The following is a 17,563-nucleotide window of genomic DNA, read 5'->3' as shown; positions in this document are numbered from 1 at the left end:
CGCCGCCGTCTTCGCACCCGCCATGGGGCGGGCCGGCGCGCCATGCGCGGACCGCCCGCGAAATGGTCGCCGAATCCGGTCGACGGGGTTAGACTGATGACCATGCGTGTCCTCATCATCGAAGACGACAAGGAAGCCGCCTCCTACCTGACCCGGGCCCTCGACGAGGCCGGGCACGCGTCCGACCACGCGGCGGACGGCGACGCGGGCCAGCAGCTGGCGGAGGCCGGCGGCTATGACGTGCTCGTCGTGGACCGGATGCTGCCGAAGCGGGACGGCCTTTCCATCGTGGAAGACCTTCGCCAGAAGAACGACCGCACGCCGGTCTTGATCCTCTCCGCCCTCGGGCAGGTGGACGACCGGGTGGCGGGCCTTCGCGCCGGCGGCGACGACTACCTGACCAAGCCCTACGCCTTCTCCGAACTGCTCGCGCGCATCGAGGCGCTGGCCCGCCGCAACCGGCCGGGCGACGTGGACACCAGCTACCGGGTGGGCGACCTGACGCTCGACCGGCTGAACCAGAAGGTGACCCGCGGCGGCACGGACATTCCGCTGCAGCCGCGCGAGTTCCGCCTGCTGGAGTACATGATGCGGAACGCCGGGCAGGTGGTGACGCGAACGATGCTGCTGGAGCACGTGTGGGACTATCATTTCGACCCGCAGACCAACGTCATCGACGTGCACGTGTCGCGGCTCCGGTCCAAGATCGACAAGGGGTTCGAGCGCCCGCTCCTCCACACCATCCGCGGCGCGGGATACATGATCCGTGATACCGTCCCCGGGTAGGCTGTTCCGCACCACCGCCTTCAAGCTCGCGCTCGTCTACCTGGTGGTCTTCTCCGGACTGACCCTGTTCCTGATCGCCTACATCTCGCGATCGACCACCGACCTTCTGACCCGTCAGCTGGAATCCTCGATCGCCACGGAAATTTCGTCGCTGGTGGAGCAGTACCGCCGCGGCGGCATCCGCCAGGTGGTGGGCTCGGTGGAGATCCGCAGCCGGCGGCCGAGCGCCAGCCTCTATCTGGTGGCGGACTTCTCCGGCCGCACCATCGTGGGCAACGTGGCGGACCTGCCGCTCGCGGTCCTCAACCTGCCCGACGGCAAGCCCGTGCAGGTGAGCTACCAGCGGCTCGACGGCGACGTGGCGCGCGAGTTCCAGGCGCTGGTGCGGGTGTTCGCGCTGCCGGGCGGCTTCCGCCTGCTGGTCGGCCGCGACGTGGGCGAGCGCACCGAGTTCGAGGACGTGATCGCCGAGTCCATCCAGTTCGTCATCCTGGTGATGGTGGTGATGGGGCTCGTCACCTGGGTGTTCGTCAGCCGCTCCGTGCTCGGCCGCGTGGAGGACATGGCCGAGACGTCGCGGCGGATCATCTCCGGCGACCTCGGCCGGCGCCTGCAGGTGACCGGCTCGGGCGACGAGTTCGACAACCTCGCCACCAGCCTCAACCACATGCTGGAGCGCATCGAGGCGCTGATGACCGGGCTGAAGGAGGTGTCGGACGACATCGCCCACGACCTGAAGACCCCCCTGACGCGCCTGCGCAACCGCCTGGAGACGGCTCTTCGCGACAGCCGCGGGGAGGCGGGCTACCGGGAGGCGATCGGCGCTTCCATCGAGGACGCGGACGAGCTGATCCACCTCTTCGACGCGCTGCTCAGGATCGCCCGGGTGGAGGCGGGATCGTCGGGCGACGAGCTGAAGCCGCTCGACGCGGCCGCCATCGCGGCCGACGTGGCGGAGCTCTACGAGCCGGTTGTGGAGGACGCGGGCGGGACGCTCACGGCCCGGGTGGACGGGCCGCTGCCGATCGCCGGCAACCGGGCGCTGATCAGCCAGGCGCTGACCAATCTCCTCGACAACGCCATCAAGTACGCCCTGCCGCCGGAGGAGGGCGCCCCGGCGCTTTCCGGCACCGTGGCCCCGGCGCTCGCCGGCACCGTGGAACTGCGGGCCAAGCGGGTGGGCGAGGAGGTGCACCTCACGGTCGTCGATCACGGCCCAGGCATCCCACTGGCGGACCACGAGCGGGTGACGCAGCGCTTCGTGCGGCTGGAACGGAGCCGGACGTTGCCGGGTTCGGGCCTCGGCCTCAGCCTCGTTTCGGCCGTCGCGCGGCTGCACGGCGGCCGGCTGGCGCTGGCCGACGCCGGTCCGGGCCTTGCGGCCACGCTGGTGCTGCCGGTCCGGCTTGAGACGGGGGGCGCGGAGGAGAACCATGGAACCGACGTCCACTGAAGCGCCGACCGCCGGTGCGCCGTCCAACGGTGTGCCGACAGGCGCTGGTCAAGCGGCGGGCGGCCTCGCCAGCCGGATCGCGCGGGTGCCGGACGCGGGGCCGGACCTCGCGCTCGCCCGCTCCGATCTTGCCGACGCGCTGAAGGCCGACGAGAGCGGCCGGCTCGCCGCCGCGATCGCCGCCGCGCCGACGGGGGAGGCGCTGGTGCTGGCGGCGGCGTCGGACAGCCCCTACTTGCGCGAGCACCTGTTCCGCCGGCCGGAGCGGCTGGCGCGGATCCTCGCCGACGCGCCGGAGGCCCGGATCGCGGCGCTGGTGGCGGAGCTGATCGCGGCGCGACCAGCCGACGAGGCGGCGGTGATGCGCGCGGTGCGCCAGGCCAAGCAGGAGGCGGCGCTCGTCATCGCGCTCGCCGACCTCGGCGGCGTCTGGGACGTGCCGGCGGTCACGGACGCGCTGACCCGGCTCGCCGACGGGTGCGTGCGCGCGGGCGTGCGCTTCATCCTGCGGGCGACCCACGCGGCGGGGCGGATGGCGCTGAAGGACCCCGAGGATCCGGAGGCGGGCTGCGGCTGGATCGTGCTCGCCATGGGCAAGCACGGGGCGTTCGAGCTGAACTATTCGTCCGACATCGACCTCATCGTCTTCTACGACCGGGACATCGCGCCGGTACCGGCGGAGGCGGACGCCGCCACGCTGTTCGTGCGCATGACGCGCCAGCTGGTGAAGATCCTGCAGGAGCGGACCGCGGACGGCTACGGATTCCGGACCGACCTGCGGCTGAGGCCCGATCCGGGCGCGACGGCCATCGCCGTGTCGGTGCTGGCGGCGCTCCAGTACTACGGCAGCATGGGCCAGAACTGGGAGCGGGCCGCCATGATCAAGGCGCGGCCATGCGCCGGGGACATCGCGGCCGGGGAGGGGTTCCTGAAGGAGATCCGCCCCTTCGTCTGGCGCAAGTACCTGGACTATGCGGCGATCCGCGACATCCACTCGATCAAGCGCCAGATCCACGCGCACAAGGGGCACGGCAAAGTGGCCGTCTACGGCCACAACGTGAAGCTCGGCCGCGGCGGCATTCGGGAGATCGAGTTCTTCGTCCAGACCCAGCAGCTGATCGCCGGCGGGCGAAATCCGGACCTCCGCGGGCGCGGGACGATCGCCATGCTGGACGCCCTTGTCGCCCACGGCTGGCTGGACGCCGCCGCCCGCGACGACCTCGCGGAAGCCTACTTGTTCCTGCGCGCCGTCGAACACCGCATCCAGATGGTGGCCGACGAGCAGACCCACACGCTGCCGGAGACGCCGGACGGGCTCGCCCGGATCGGCCGGATGATGGGGATCGGCGACGCGGAGGCGTTCGCCGCTGCCCTGGAGCGGCGCTTCCACACGGTGTCGGGCCACTATGCGGGCCTCTTCGAGGAGGAGGTGTCGCTCGCCGGCAGCCTCGGCAACCTCTCCTTCACGGGCGACGAGGACGACCCGGACACGCTGGCGACCCTCGCCGGCCTCGGCTACCAGCGGCCGGACGTGGTGACGCGGGCTGTGCGCGCCTGGCACTTCGGCCGCTACGCGGCGACCCGCTCCACCCGCGCGCGCGAGATCCTGACGGAGATCACCCCGGCACTCCTTGCCGCCCTCGCCGAGACCGACGCGGCGGACGCGGCCTTCACGGCCTTCGACACGTTCCTGAAGAACATGCCGGCGGGGGTGCAGCTCTTCTCGCTGATCGCCGAGAACAAGGCGCTCTTGACGCTGGTCGCCACCATCATGGGCACCGCGCCGCGCCTTGCCGGCATCGTCGGCCGGCGGCCGCACGTGATGGACGCGGTGCTGGAGCCCGCCTTCTTCGGCACGGTGCCGGACGCGGAGGAACTGGACCGGCGGCTCGACCTCAGCCTCGGCGAGAGCCGTGCCTACGAGGAGGTGCTGGACCGCGCCCGCATCTTCGGCCAGGAGCAGATGTTCCTGATCGGCGTGCGCGTGCTCTCCGGCACCATCTCGGCCCGTCGGGCGGGGGCGGTCTATGCCCGGCTCGCGGACGTCATCCTGGCGCGGCTCCTCGCCGCCACGCTGCACGAGCTGGAAAAGGCGCACGGGCGGGTGCCGGGCGGCCGGGTGGCGCTGATCGCCATGGGCAAGCTCGGCGGCCGGGAGATGACGGCCGCCTCCGACCTCGACCTCATCCTCCTCTACGACCACGACCCGGACGCCACCGCCTCCGACGGCGCGCGGCCCCTGGCGCCGAGCCAGTATTTCGCCCGCGCCACCCAGCGGCTGGTGACGGCGCTCGCCGCGCCGACCGCAGAGGGCAAGCTCTACGAGGTGGACTTCCGGCTCCGCCCCTCCGGCAACGCCGGCCCGCTGGCGACCCGCGTGGACGCCTTCGCCCGCTACCAGCGCGCGGACGCCTGGACCTGGGAGCACATGGCGCTGACCCGCGCCCGCGTTGTGGCGGCGACCGGCGGCCTCGGCGGGGACGTGGAGGCGATCATCGCCGAGACGCTCGCCCGCCCGCGCGACCCGGACGCCATCCTGGCCGACGTCACCGACATGCGCGCCCGGATCGAGCAGGAGAAGGGCTCCGCCGATCCGTGGGACATGAAGGTGGTGCCGGGCGGGCTGATCGACATCGAGTTCCTCGCCCAGACCCTGCAACTCCTCCATGCTAGCGCCCATCCGCGGATCGTCTCCACCAACACGGAGGCGACGCTGGTGCTGGCGGAACGGGCCGGGGTCCTCTCCCGCGCCGACGGCGAAGTACTGATCCCCGCCATCCGCCTCTACAACGACCTCACCCAGGTCCTCCGCCTCGGCATCGCCGGCCGGTTCAAGCCGACGGAGGCGCCGAAGGGTTTCCTGGCGCTGGTGACCCAGGCGGGCGGCATGCCCAGCGTGGAGACGCTGGAGGCGCACCTCCGCCAGACGCAGGCGGCCGTGCGGGCGGTGTTCGAGCGGGTGGTAGGGCCAGTGGAGCGGCGGAAGGGGTAGGGGGTTGGACAGGTGGCGGCGTGCTTCGACCGTCCGCGCAGACCTTGGCCGTCATGGTCCGCGAAGGCGGACCCGCCCCGCAGTCCGATGCGTCTCTCGGCCGGCGGAAACCCTCACGGTGACGGCGCGCCCGCGACGGGCTCGATGGGTATCTGGCGGGACAATGGAGGGCAGGTCCAGACCACGCTTGTTCGCTTCCGTCGCCCCAAGCCGTCACCCCGGCGAACGCCGGGGCCCAATTGTCGGCGATGGAATCCGCTCCCTTGAACCGGACGATTGCGTCGGCTGGATCCCGACTTTCGTCGGGATGACGACGGGGGCGGGCGTGAAAGGGCTGGGCGTGACGTTGCCGCGCCGTCTCGATAGTGGTCTGCCGTCCCGGCATTGACGTCGGAATGCGTGGGTGGTCCGCCTTCGCGGACCATGACGGGGCGGGGCGAGCGCACACGGGGCGAGCGCATGCTGATCAAGCGCGCGCTGATCAAACGCACGTCGATTGAACGCGAGCCGATCAGGCGCTCTGATTCAAACGCGGACGGCCCCTGTCCGCACTCAAGCCGCCTGGATCGCCTCGTTTCCCGAGCGGATCGCGCACGGGTCGATGACGAACTGGCCGGTTCGAACCGGCAGGCCGAGGTCGAGGCGGAGGCGGCGTTCGAAGCCGTTCATCATGGCTTCGATGTCCTCGGCCCGGGCCGGCATGCCGGCGGCGTCCAGATCGCGGACGATGCGGCCGATCGCGCCGCTGTGGCCCCGGTCGCCGAGGCCCGCTTCCACGACCCGCGCCACGTAGCGGCAGAGCGCGTCACCCCTCAGGCCGAGGCGCTCGCCCGCCCACACGGCGATCGACATGGCGCCCAAGGTCGCCACGCACGCCAATCTCTGCTCTCCTCCGATCGCTTCCGACATAGGGCATCCTCCCGTTTGCTGCTTTCCCATCGACCGGCACCCCCAGGTGCCGCCTCATCCGGACTTTTGTCCGTTCATGAGGGACTCCGACCCGACCGGGGACCGGTCAGGCCTACGCGACAGACAGCAGGCATGATCGTACGCGAAAAAATGCCATGGCGTACCGCACCACGCCGAAAGTCTCATGCGCCGAGCCGTCGCGGGCCTTCGCGAGGGAACGGCGCCTGAGACGATCCAACTCGGGCCGGTCAGCGACTGCGCAGACGGCGCACCAGCCCTCGAACGGCGGCCTCCGCGTCGACCTTCCTGTCGGACGGTCGACGGAACGCCACCGGATCGGAGCTTGCCGACGGGAAGCTCCGGGTCGAACCGGACCCCGCAACCGGAAAAGGATCGCGCGGTCGGCTTGCGCCAGGCTTGCGCCCGGCGATCAGAAGACCGATCGCGCCGATGCCCGCGATGACGGCGGCGCCGACCAGCCAAATCACCCAAACGAGTGTAGCACCGATCCCTCCGGCTCCGGAAAGGATTTCTGAGACGAAAACCACCCATTCCGGCGGAATCGGCAGAATATCCGCGTTGAGGGCGGCCGCCGTTCCTGTAAATTCGGCGACCGCATAAATGATCCAGGCAATTGCTGACCAGATGAGCAGAAGCGCGCCCGTGCCGACAAGGACAAGTGCTCTCATCGGGCGCCTCCCGCACTGCGGTAGACGCCGACCGGCGCGGCATGCTCAAGCTTCAGCGCGGCGATGTGCTGGCGGATCAGCGCCATGTTCTTCAGGTTGGCCTTGAAGAAGACGTCGGCCACGTCGCCGAGCAGAGGCACGGCGCCTATGGCGGCGTCGATGGCGATGTTGGCGAGCATCTTGCGCAGGATCTTGTCCGGCACGCCGAGGCGTTGGGCCTCGTAGACCAGGTAGGCGGAGAGGCAGAGCGTGGCGGCGTCGCCGACGCCCGGCACCAGGCCGATCACGCTGTCCGCGCCGAAGCGCAGGCGCGTGCCCGGAATGCCGACCGCGCTGTCCATGATCCGGGCGAAGCGGTCGAGCCGGCCTTCGGCGGCCAGGAGCGCGTCGAGCGACGCGGACCCGACCGGGTGATGGGCGGCGGACGGCGGAATGATTTCAGCGTAGGTCGTCAAGGGAACCCTCCATGAGGCGGCGCAACGGCGCTCGGCGCGTGGAAGGGTCCGACATCGCGAACAGCACGTTCGCCAGAGGGGCCCGGACCCGACAGACCTGATATCGGGACCGGAGCACCGGATTTCAACAGGCGCAGCGGATCGGCCCTGCCGCCGCGGGTGCCGCCAAGGCGGTGCGCGAGCCTTCGGCCCTCACGCCGCCCGCAGGCTCACGACGAAGTCGGCGACCTCGCCCTGAAGCTGGGTCGACTGCTGGCTGAGGTGGCCGGAGAGGGTCATCAGCTGGGTGGAGGCGGCGCCGGTCATCTCGGCCGCGGTGCCGACGCCGGCGATGTTGCTGGAGACCTCGGCGGTTCCGCGGGCGGCACGGCCGGTGTTCTGGGCGATCTCGTCGGTCGCGGCGCCTTGCTCCTCCACGGCCCCGGCGATCGACTGCGACGTTTCCTCGATGATCCCGATCGTGCGGACGATGGTGTTGATCGAGTCCACCGTGGTGCCGGTGGCGTCCTGGATCTCGGCGATCTTGCGCCCGATCTCCCCGGTCGCCTTGGCGGTCTGGTCGGCCAGGGCCTTCACCTCGCTCGCCACCACGGCGAAGCCCTTGCCGGCCTCGCCGGCGCGCGCGGCCTCGATGGTGGCGTTAAGGGCGAGGAGGTTGGTCTGGGCCGCGATGGTGGAGATGAGTTCCACCACCTCGCCGATCTGCCGGGCACTGGTGGAGAGCGCCTCCACGTTCCGGCTGCTCGCGGCCGCTTCTTCGGCGGCGGACCTGGCGATGTCGGACGAGCGGCGCACGTGCTGGCTGATCTCGCGCACGGACGCGGTAAGCTCCTCGGTGCCGGCGGCGACGGTCTGGACGTTGGCGGAAGCCTCCTCGGCGGCGCCGGTGACGGCCTGGGCCTGGCGGGAGGTCTCCTCGGCGGTGGCGGAGAGGTTGCGCGCCGCGTCGGCCACCTCGGCGGACGAGCGGGCGAAGCCGTCAGCGAGATCCTGCATCCGGCCGACGAAGCTCTCCGCCAGAGTGGCGCGCCGACGGATGGCGGCCGCCTCGGCGGCCTTCGCGGCCTCCTGGGCCGCGCGCATCGCCTCCGCCTCCACCAGCGACTGGCGGAAGGCCTCCAGGCCGTTGGCGAGAGCGCCGACCTCGTCCGTCCGGTCCCGATGGTCGACCGGCACGGCGAGATTGCCGGCCTGGATGGTCGCCATGGTGCCCATGAGGTGACCGAGCGGCCGGGTGACGCTCGCCCGCAGACCGACGAAGGCGACGCCGATCAAAAGCACCGTCATGGCGCCGATCACCGACACGGTGACGGTGGAGGCGTGTTCGGCGGCCTCCGTCTGCGCGTCGGATTCCGTGTGCATCGCCTCCACGATCGAGTCGCTGAGGGCGAGAACCCGCTTCTGGATCTCCACGAGCTTCGGGGAGCAGTCCTCGGTCAAGAGGCGGAGCACATCCGGGCTGGCGGTCTGGTCCAGGCGGCCGGCCTCGGCGCACGGCCCCGACAAGGCCGCATGGATGTCCGCCTTGATGGCATGGACCCTGTCGGCGAAGGCCGGTGCTTCCGCCGCCGCCCGCTCGATCGAGGCGTCGAGGTCCGTCATGGCGTGCGTCCGCTCCTCGACCGCCTCGGCCTTGTCCTCGGGCGTGGTGGCTGCCGCATGGAGGAAGAGCGCCGCGCGCACGTCGGTCAGGTCGCCGGAGGCCCGGGAGAAGTCGAGCGAGGCTGCGGCCGTGTGGTGGAGCAGGTTCTGGTAGGCAGCATCGATCTGATGCATCTCGAAGGAGGCGAATCCGGCCCCCGCCAAGGATCCCGCCCCCAGGCACCCGAGCAGTCCAAGCACCTTGGCGATGACGGGAAGGTTCTGTACGCGCATTCTATCAAGCCCCCGGACGTCTTCCATATTCCGCGGGCCGAGGCTAGGGCCGTGAACTTAAGAGTTCATGATTGTCTTATGATAAAGCGGTACGTATAATTTCTTATATTCGGTAGAAAGTAGCTTGCGTCATTGATAAGAGTGAGTTGAAATTGGTATTGCAAATCGTATACGACTTCCTGGAAGTATAACCGCGGGCCAGGGAAGAAACCTGGCCCGCGATAGTCGGGAGAAGTCCGGTCCGGAGGCCGATCTCTCTACTCCGCCGCCACCTTGTTCACCGCCGCCGGGTTGTTCGGGTGCGTCGTCCAGTTGGCGTATTCCCGGTGGATCGGCCGGCCGGTGCGCGGGTCGACGCCCTCGGTGAGTTCCACCATGGTGATGCAGTTGTCCACCGGGCAGACGTTGACGCAGAGATTGCAGCCGACGCACTCCTCGTCGATCACCTCGAAGTGACGCTGGCCGTCGACCAGATGGGTGATCGCCTGGTGCGAGGTGTCCTCGCAGGCGATGTGGCAGCGGCCGCACTTGATGCAGAGGTCCTGGTCGATCCGCGCCTTGGTGACGTAGTTGAGGTTGAGATACTGCCAGTCGGTCACGTTCGGCACGGCGCGGCCGCGGAAGTCCTCGATGGTGCGGAAGCCCTTGCCGTCCATGTAGGCGGAGAGGCCGTCGATCATCTCCTCCACGATCTTGAAGCCGTAGGTCATGGCCGCCGTGCAGACCTGAACGTTGCCGGCGCCGAGCGCGATGAACTCGGCCGCGTCCTTCCAGGTGGTGATGCCGCCGATGCCGGAGATCGGCAGGCCGGCCGTCGCCGGGTCGCGGGCGATCTCGGCCACCATGTTGAGCGCCATCGGCCGCACGGCCGGCCCGCACATGCCGCCGTGGCTGCCCTTGCCGTCGATGGTGGGCGTCGGGGCGAAGAGATCGAGGTCCACCGACATGATGGACGACACGGTGTTGATGAGCGACACCGCGTCCGCCCCGCCGGCCTTGGCAGCGCGCGCCGGATAGCGGATGTCGGTGATGTTGGGCGTCAGCTTCACGATCACCGGCATGCGGCTCGCCGCCTTGCACCAGCGGGTGACCATCTCGATGTACTCCGGCACCTGGCCGACCGAGGAGCCCATGCCGCGCTCGCTCATGCCGTGCGGGCAGCCGAAGTTGAGCTCGATGCCGTCGCAGCCGGTCTCCTCCACGCGCTTGACGATGGTGGTCCAGTTGCGCTCCTCGCACGGCACCATCAGCGAGACGACCATCGCCCGGTCGGGGAAGGCCTTCTTCACCTCGGCGATCTCGCGGAGGTTCACCTCCAGCGGCCGGTCGGTGATGAGCTCGATGTTGTTGAGCGCGATCAGCCGGCGGTCGTTGGAGTGGACGGCGCCGTAGCGCGGGCCGTTCACGTTGACGATCTCCGGGTCTTCGCCCAGCGTCTTCCAGACGACGCCGCCCCAGCCCGCCTTGAAGGCGCGCTCCACGTTGTACTTCTTGTCGGTGGGCGGCGCGGAGGCGAGCCAGAACGGGTTCGGCGACTTGATGCCGATGAAGTCGGTGCGAAGGTCGGCCATGGCGGTCAGTCCTGGAAAAAGAGGTCGAGAGGCGGGCCCGATCCTTCCCCTTAGGGGAAGGATTTTGTGCAGCCTTGGTCGGCTCACCCCATCAGCGCGGCGTGGATGGAGCGGGCGGCGATCTTGCCGTGTTCGACGGCCTGGACGGTGAGGTCCTCGCCGCCAAGAACGCAGTCGCCGCCGGCCCAGACCTTGGGGAGCGACGTGCGCCCCTCCGCGTCGACAACGATGCGGCCCTTCTCCAGCGCCACCGCCTCGGCGGTCTCGCCGGCGACCGGCCCGGGCACGAACACCTGGCCGATGGCCTTCATCACCTGGTCGGCGGCCAGCACGAAGCGCTCGCCCGTGCCTTCCAGCCGGCCGGAGAGGCCGTCACGGGTGCGCTCGAACTCCACGCCGGTGACCACGCCGTTCGCGCCGTGGAGGGCGGCGGGGGCCGCGAAGGTCACGATCTTCACCCCATTCACCTGCGCCACCTCCTGCTCGTAGGCGGAGGCGTTCATCTGCGCCTGTCCCCGGCGGTAGACCATGGTGACGTCCTCGGCGCCGAGCTTCTTCGCCTGCACGGCGGCGTCGACCGCCGTCATGCCGCCGCCGATCACCACCACACGGCGGCCGACCGGCACCATGGCCTTGTCGGGCGCCTGGCGCAGGGTCTCGATCCAGGAGACCGCGTCCTCCACGCCGAGCATGCCCTCGCCCTCCAGGCCGAGCGCGTTCACCGCCTGCAGGCCGAGACCGAGGAAGACGGCGTCGTGGTCGCGGCGAAGGTCGGCGAGGCGCACGTCGCGGCCGAGGGCCTTGCCGGCCTCCAGCGTGATGCCGCCGATGGAGAGCACGAAGTCCACCTCCGCTTGCGCGAAGTCGTCCACCGCCTTGTAGGCCGCAATGCCGTGCTCGTTGAGGCCGCCGGCCTTCGGGCGCGCCTCGAAGAGGGTCACGTCGTGGCCTTCCACCGCAAGCGCGTGGGCGGCGGCAAGGCCCGCCGGGCCGGCGCCCACCACGGCGACGCGCTTGCCGGTCGGCGCCTTGCGCGTGCCGTAGCTGTCGTGGCCGTCCATGTAGTGGTCGGTGGCGTAGCGCTGCAGTAGGCCGATGCGGACCGGCTGGTCCTCGGCCGTGTTGCGCACGCAGGCCTCCTCGCAGAGCGTCTCCGTCGGGCAGACGCGGGCGCACATGCCGCCGAGGATGTTGGCGGAAAAGATGGTCTCCGCCGCCCCGTCCACGTTGCCGGTGCCGATCTTGCGGATGAAGAGCGGGATGTCGATCGACGTGGGGCAGGCCTTCTGGCAAGGCGCGTCGTAGCAGAAGTAGCAGCGGTCGCTCTCCACCACGGCCTCGTGGCGGGAGAGCGGGTCGTGCATGTCGGCGAAGTTCTTCGCATACTGGTCGGGCGACAGCCGACCGGCGGCGACGTCGGTACCCGCCGGCACGGTCGCCAGCGCGTCGAGGACGGATGACATCGGTTCACTCCTCCGTTCGCCGGCTGGGCGGTTGGCCTGGCTGCCGGACGTCGGTCAATCAGCGTTCGCATGCCGGCCGCGCGGATGACGCGCCCGGTATCCCTGCCGCCCCCGCGGGCGGCGACCCTCTCGGCGGATCTGCTGTCCGCCTTTGCGGCCGGACCTTCCGATCCGCGCCTTTCCTTGATCTTTCGGTAAAAAAATCGAACCGTCAAGCGCCCGCACCCAGTGCTGCATGGTGCGGTGCGAATGCGCGCGGCGTCGATGCTTGATTGTTGGTCACCGAGCCGACTATCCGGCCGATCCCCGCAAGGTCAGCGGCTTGGCGCGTCGATCTCAACACGTTGGCGATACTGGCGAAGAGCCTCTGTTCACCTGAACATGAACGCAAAAATCAGGTTTTCGGACCCGCCGCTGCATCGCTTTCGACCACCCGCGCACAAAATGACGCCGATCATCGGCTGGCGCCGGGCGGTGCACCGGAAGCCGGGCGCTTCCGCCGGCCGCGCGCAGCGGATAGGCTCGCCGGATCTGGCGTACCTTCAGAGGCGTTCCACACCGTGTCGCTGACCTCGGTCGACATCCTGGCCCGGCTCGTGTCGTTCGACACGACCAGCCGCAACAGCAATCTCCCGCTCGTCGCCTGGGTCGAAAGCTACCTCGCCGGGCACGGCGTCGCCTCCCTCCGCATCCCGGACGAGACCGGCGAGAAGGCGAACCTCCTCGCCACCCTCGGGCCGCCGGACGTGCCCGGATACGTGCTCTCCGGCCACACCGACGTGGTGCCCGTCGACGGGCAGGACTGGTCGACGGACCCGTTCGTCCTCACCGAGCGGGACGGGCGCTACTACGGGCGTGGCGCTTGCGACATGAAAGGCTTCCTGGCGGTCTGCCTCGCGGCCGTGCCGGCGATGGTGCGGGCCGACCTGAAGCGGCCGATCCATCTCGCCTTCTCCTATGACGAGGAGGTCGGCTGCCTCGGCGTGCGCAGCATGATCCGGCATCTGGCGGAAAGCTCCGCGCCGCCGCTCGCCTGCTTCGTAGGCGAGCCGACCGAGATGCTGCCGGTGATCGGCCACAAGGCCAAGCGCAGCCTGAAGGTCACCGTCACCGGCCGCGCCTGCCACTCGTCGCTGGCGCCCCACGGGGTGAACGCGGTCGAGTACGCCGCCCGGCTGGTGGTGAAGATCCGCGAGATCGGCCGCCGCCTCGCCGCCGGTCCGACGGACCCGCTCTACGACGTGCCGGTCTCCACCGCCCACGTCGGCACCATGCACGGCGGCACCGTGCTCAACATCGTGCCGGACCGCTGCGAACTCGCCTTCGAGTTCCGCGCCCTGCCGGAGGCGGACGTGGACGCGCTGGTGGCCGAGGTGGAGGCCTTCGCCCGCACCGAGCTGGAACCGGAGATGCGCGCCGTCGCCGAGGAGGCCGGCATCGCCTTCCAGGTCACCTCCGGCTTCCCCGGCCTCGCGACGGCGGAGGACGCGGACGTGACCCGGCTCGCCAAACGCCTCGCCGGCCGCAACGACCACGGCAAGGTGGCCTACGGCACCGAGGCGGGCCTGTTCCAGGCGGCCGGCATCCCCACCGTGGTGATCGGCCCGGCCTCCATCGGCGAGGCCCACAAGCCGGACGAGTTCATCGCCGCCAGCGAGATCGCCGCCTGCGAGCGCTTCGTCGCCAAGGTCATCGAGGCGGCCGCGACCTAGGCGGCGCCTGCCGCGACCCCATGGACGACTCTCGCGAAGGACGGCACCATGCGCCGTCGCCGCCATTGCGAGGACTGCCGTGAATATCGTCCAGATCTCCGACCTCCACTGCACCGCCGGGGGCCTCGACGTGGTGCCCGGGGTGGACAGCGTCGCCTTCGCGCGCCGTGCGGTCGACCGCATCCGGGCCCTGCCGGATCGTCCGGACGCGGTGATCGTCACCGGCGACATCGCCGACCGGGTGGAGCCCGCCGAATACGCCGCCGCCGCCGCCGTGCTGGCGGACCTCGCCATGCCGGTGCACCTCGTCCCCGGCAACCACGACGATCGGGCGATGATCCGCGCCGCCTTCCCGTCCCACGCCTATCTGCCGGGGGAGGGGCGGCTCAACTACGCGGCCGATCTCGGCGCCCTCCGCTTCATCGGCCTCGACAGCCTCGTCGACGGCCAGATCCACGGCACGCTCGGCGCCGAAGGGCTCGGCTTCCTGGAGCGCACGCTCGCGGCGGCGCCTGATCGGCCGACGATCGTCTTCCTGCACCACCCGCCGTTCGAAACCGGCATGCCGATCATGGATCGCTGGCGGCTCACCGACGCCATCACCCTGGAGGCGATCGTCGCGCGCCATCCGGCGGTCCTCCGCGTCCTCGCCGGCCACGTCCACCGTCATGTCACGACGAACTTCGGCGGCACCATCGCCATGACGGCGCCGGCTCTTTGCCACGCCATCGCGCTCGGCCCGGGCGACGAGGCCGGCAACCCGGAATACACCCTGGAGACGCCGGGCTTCCTCCTCCACCGCTACGACGGCCGCCGGCTGGTCACCCACCTCGTCCAGACCGGCGAGGGCGCCACCCCGCGCCGCTTCCGCGCGTAAGCGTCGCCTGATTGTCTTGAACCGCCAATCCATCGGTGCGAGGAGCCAGGATCCCTCCCATAAGGGGAGGGTCCGGCCGAAGGCCGGGGGAGGGGTCGTCTTTTTCCTCTACGCGGCGCGTTTTGTTTCCAGGTCGAGCAGGGGGCACCCGAAAAAAATCGATAGAATGCAACCCTTCCGGCCCTTCGGGCCACCTTCCCCTAAGGGGAAGGATCAAGAAGCGCTTCAGACCAAAGTCTCGCTTCAAACCCAGCCGCCTTGCGCCCTTTCGGCCGTTCGGCTATCGCTATCTCCCATGAACCTATCGCACGTGGCTCTTGGCTGGTGGTGGCGGCGCTCCTGATCGGGCGGCCGCTTCCGCATGCGTGCGTGTGAGCTTTTCAGATGGCCGCCCGGGATCCACCCGGCGGCCTTTTTCGTGTCTGGCGACAGAAGAAGTCCGGAAACCGGGTGGCCCGCGGGCGCCACGGCAGGGACAACGGACCGATGACACGGGTGATTTCAGGGAAGGACGCCGGAATGGTGGAGACGGGAGCGTTCACGACCGCGGGCGGTGTCGCCGTCACGCGCATGCCGCGGCAGGTGACCTACAAGGACGCCGCCCTCACCTATGTGGACAAGCTGGATGAAAGCCGCGGCGCGGTCTTCTCGTCCAACTACGAGTATCCCGGCCGCTACGCCCGCTGGGACATCGCCTTCGTCAACCCGCCGGTGGCGCTCACCGCCCGCGGCCGCGGCCTCACCATCGAGGCGCTGAACGCCCGCGGCCGGGTGCTGCTGCCGGCCTTCCGGAGGGCCATCGAGGGCGGCGACGACCTCGTCTCCTTCGAGGCCGGCCCTGAGCGCATCACCCTCACGGTGAAGGCGCCGACGCCCGGCTTTCCCGAGGAGGAGCGCTCCCGCCAGCCGTCCGTCTTCTCGGTGATCCGCCGGATCGTAGCCTTCTTCCGCAGCGAAGCCGACCAGAACCTCGGCCTCTGGGGCGCGTTCGGCTACGATCTCGCCTTCCAGTTCGAGCCGATCGACTTCAAGCTCGACCGGCCGGCCGACCAGCGCGACCTCGTCCTCTACTTCCCCGACGAGATCCTGATCGTCGACCACTACCGCGCCGCCGCCACCGTCTACGCCTACGACTTCACCGTCGCCGGCATGTCGACCGACGACCTGCCGCGCGACGGCGCCCGCACGCCCTTCCGCCCGTCCGACCGCATCCCTGGCCGGGGCGACCACGAGCCCGGCGAATACGCCGCCTCCGTGTCGAAGGCGGTGGAGTACTTCCGGCGCGGCGACCTCTTCGAGGTGGTGCCCGGCCAGACCTTCTACGAGCGGCCGACCGCCCCCCCGTCGGCCATCTCCCGCCGCCTGCAGGAGATCAACCCGTCGCCCTACGGCTTCATCATCAACCTCGGCGAGGCCGAATACCTGGTCGGCGCGTCGCCGGAGATGTACGTGCGCGTCACCTCCGGCCGGCGGGTGGAGACCTGCCCGATCTCCGGCACCATCCGGCGCGGCGCCAACGCCATCGAGGACGAGGCGCAGATCCGCGCGCTCCTCAACTCCAAGAAGGACGAGGCGGAGCTCACCATGTGCTCCGACGTGGATCGCAACGACAAGAGCCGCATCTGCGAGCCGGGCTCCGTGCGCGTCATCGGCCGGCGTCAGATCGAGATGTACTCCCGCCTCATCCACACGGTGGACCACATCGAGGGCCGGTTGCGCGAGGGCATGGACGCCCTCGACGCCTTTCTCAGCCACGCCTGGGCGGTCACCGTCACCGGCGCGCCGAAGCGCTGGGCCATGCAGTTCATCGAGGACCACGAGAAGAGCCCGCGCGCCTGGTACGGCGGCGCGGTCGGCGCCATCCTGTTCAACGGCGACCTCAACACCGGCCTGACGCTGCGCACCGTGCGCATCAAGGACGGCATCGCGGCCGTCCGCGCGGGCGCGACGCTCCTCTTCGACTCCATCCCCATGGAGGAGGAGAAGGAGACCGAACTCAAGGCCTCCGCCATGATGGCGGCTATCCGGGAGGCCGGAAAGGCGCGCTCGGCCGTGCTCTCCAACGGCCCGGACCTGATCGGCAAGGGTCTCAAGATCGTCCTCGTCGACCACGAGGACAGCTTCGTCCACACCCTCGCCAACTACTTCCGCCAGACCGGCGCCGAAGTGGTGACCATCCGCTCGTCGAAGGGCGTCGGCGTCGACCCGGCCCTCCTCGACGCGCTGAAGCCCGACATGGTGGTGATGTCGCCCGGCCCCGGCAGCCCGTCCGACTTCCACTGCGCCCGCACCATCGAGGCGGTGCGCCAGCGGAACCTGCCCATGTTCGGCGTCTGTCTCGGCCTCCAGGCCATGGTGGAGGCGTTCGGCGGCACGCTCGCCCGGCTGGACACGCCCGTGCACGGCAAGCCGTCGGAGGTGTCCGTGGCGCGCAACTCGCTCCTCTTCGCCGGCCTGCCGGACCGCGTGATCGTCGGCCGCTACCACTCGCTCCACGCCCTGCCTGAGTCGCTGCCGGGGGGATTCGCCGTCACGGCCACCACGGACGACGGAATCATCATGGCGATCGAGCATGAGCGCGAGCCGATCGCCGCAGTGCAATTCCACCCGGAAAGCATCATGTCGATGGGCGACGATGCAGGGCATGTCATTGTAAGCAATGCCATACGCGGTTTGCTCGGCTCGCGTGTAGGCGGCCTCGGCATGGCCCCCGCTGTGTGACGTTCACACTTCGCTAAGTATAACCCTGAATTTCAGGCGTGCATGGCCTCGCCAAATGGC

At 69.9% G+C, this 17,563-nt stretch carries 12 protein-coding genes; 6 read left to right on the top strand and 6 right to left on the bottom strand.

The annotated features are described in order from the left end of the window. Window positions 1-102 precede the first annotated feature (102 nt). The 3 genes from BUQ68_RS18595 to BUQ68_RS18585 are packed head-to-tail and all read left to right on the top strand — an operon-like array spanning window position 103 to window position 5,231. Window positions 103-786, top strand: a complete 684-nt coding sequence (locus BUQ68_RS18595; RefSeq protein ID WP_083656711.1) for a winged helix-turn-helix domain-containing protein — start codon at window positions 103-105, stop codon at window positions 784-786. Continuing rightward, window positions 770-2,239 carry a sensor histidine kinase gene (locus BUQ68_RS18590; RefSeq protein ID WP_075217529.1) on the top strand — a complete coding sequence of 490 codons (1,470 nt, stop codon included), beginning with the start codon at window positions 770-772 and terminating at the stop codon, window positions 2,237-2,239. The genes BUQ68_RS18595 and BUQ68_RS18590 overlap by 17 nt, the downstream gene beginning before the upstream one ends. Next, window positions 2,220-5,231 carry a bifunctional [glutamine synthetase] adenylyltransferase/[glutamine synthetase]-adenylyl-L-tyrosine phosphorylase gene (locus BUQ68_RS18585; protein ID WP_083656704.1) on the top strand — a complete coding sequence of 1,004 codons (3,012 nt, stop codon included), beginning with the start codon at window positions 2,220-2,222 and terminating at the stop codon, window positions 5,229-5,231. Before BUQ68_RS18590 ends, BUQ68_RS18585 begins: the two co-directional genes overlap by 20 nt. Before the next feature lie 552 nt (window positions 5,232-5,783). Here the strand turns inward: BUQ68_RS18585 and BUQ68_RS18580 are convergent. The 6 genes from BUQ68_RS18580 to BUQ68_RS18560 form a co-directional block, all read right to left on the bottom strand. Continuing rightward, window positions 5,784-6,101 (bottom strand): ATPase inhibitor subunit zeta, encoded by a 318-nt coding sequence (locus BUQ68_RS18580; RefSeq protein WP_175577858.1) that lies wholly within the window; start codon window positions 6,099-6,101, stop codon window positions 5,784-5,786. Window positions 6,102-6,388: 287 nt separating this feature from the next. Further along, window positions 6,389-6,829, bottom strand: a complete 441-nt coding sequence (locus BUQ68_RS23405) for a hypothetical protein (RefSeq protein WP_139315272.1) — start codon at window positions 6,827-6,829, stop codon at window positions 6,389-6,391. Next, window positions 6,826-7,284: a DUF4112 domain-containing protein gene (locus BUQ68_RS18575; RefSeq protein ID WP_095407372.1), complete on the bottom strand. Its 459-nt coding sequence runs from the start codon at window positions 7,282-7,284 to the stop codon at window positions 6,826-6,828. Before BUQ68_RS18575 ends, BUQ68_RS23405 begins: the two co-directional genes overlap by 4 nt. Before the next feature lie 192 nt (window positions 7,285-7,476). Then, window positions 7,477-9,060: a methyl-accepting chemotaxis protein gene (locus BUQ68_RS18570; RefSeq protein ID WP_083656710.1), complete on the bottom strand. Its 1,584-nt coding sequence runs from the start codon at window positions 9,058-9,060 to the stop codon at window positions 7,477-7,479. 356 nt (window positions 9,061-9,416) lie between these two features. Then, the gene (preA, locus tag BUQ68_RS18565; RefSeq protein WP_075217506.1) at window positions 9,417-10,730 is read right to left on the bottom strand and encodes an NAD-dependent dihydropyrimidine dehydrogenase subunit PreA; all 1,314 of its coding nucleotides are present in this window, start codon (window positions 10,728-10,730) and stop codon (window positions 9,417-9,419) included. 83 nt (window positions 10,731-10,813) lie between these two features. Further along, window positions 10,814-12,193, bottom strand: a complete 1,380-nt coding sequence (locus tag BUQ68_RS18560) for an NAD(P)-dependent oxidoreductase (protein WP_075217505.1) — start codon at window positions 12,191-12,193, stop codon at window positions 10,814-10,816. Between the two features lie 560 nt (window positions 12,194-12,753). On the opposite strand from BUQ68_RS18560, the gene argE reads away from it, so the two are divergent. From argE to BUQ68_RS18545, 3 genes are all read left to right on the top strand, one after another. After that, window positions 12,754-13,905 (top strand): acetylornithine deacetylase, encoded by a 1,152-nt coding sequence (gene argE, locus BUQ68_RS18555; protein WP_075217504.1) that lies wholly within the window; start codon window positions 12,754-12,756, stop codon window positions 13,903-13,905. A gap of 79 nt (window positions 13,906-13,984) precedes the next feature. Beyond that, entirely contained in the window at window positions 13,985-14,782 is a 798-nt protein-coding gene (locus BUQ68_RS18550; RefSeq protein ID WP_175577857.1) for a phosphodiesterase, read from the top strand. A gap of 519 nt (window positions 14,783-15,301) precedes the next feature. Then, window positions 15,302-17,503, top strand: a complete 2,202-nt coding sequence (locus tag BUQ68_RS18545; RefSeq protein WP_075217502.1) for an anthranilate synthase — start codon at window positions 15,302-15,304, stop codon at window positions 17,501-17,503. The last annotated feature ends 60 nt before the right edge of the window (window positions 17,504-17,563 follow it).

Source organism: Mongoliimonas terrestris (assembly GCF_001927285.1).
GTDB lineage: Bacteria > Pseudomonadota > Alphaproteobacteria > Rhizobiales > Pleomorphomonadaceae > Chthonobacter > Chthonobacter terrestris.
The sequence above is the reverse complement of the archived record's forward strand: the minus strand, read 5'-3'. Positions and strand labels throughout refer to the sequence as shown.

What these genes read in the sequence shown, in the direction of transcription:
- BUQ68_RS18570 (WP_083656710.1), bottom strand. Translation starts at nt 9,060, where the DNA reads ATGCATCAGATCGATGCTGCCTACCAGAACCTGCTCCACCACACGGCC.
- BUQ68_RS18595 (WP_083656711.1), top strand. Translation starts at nt 103, where the DNA reads ATGCGTGTCCTCATCATCGAAGACGACAAGGAAGCCGCCTCCTACCTG.
- BUQ68_RS18560 (WP_075217505.1), bottom strand. Translation starts at nt 12,193, where the DNA reads ATGTCATCCGTCCTCGACGCGCTGGCGACCGTGCCGGCGGGTACCGAC.
- BUQ68_RS18545 (WP_075217502.1), top strand. Translation starts at nt 15,302, where the DNA reads ATGGTGGAGACGGGAGCGTTCACGACCGCGGGCGGTGTCGCCGTCACG.
- preA (WP_075217506.1), bottom strand. Translation starts at nt 10,730, where the DNA reads ATGGCCGACCTTCGCACCGACTTCATCGGCATCAAGTCGCCGAACCCG.
- BUQ68_RS18585 (WP_083656704.1), top strand. Translation starts at nt 2,220, where the DNA reads ATGGAACCGACGTCCACTGAAGCGCCGACCGCCGGTGCGCCGTCCAAC.
- BUQ68_RS23405 (WP_139315272.1), bottom strand. Translation starts at nt 6,829, where the DNA reads ATGAGAGCACTTGTCCTTGTCGGCACGGGCGCGCTTCTGCTCATCTGG.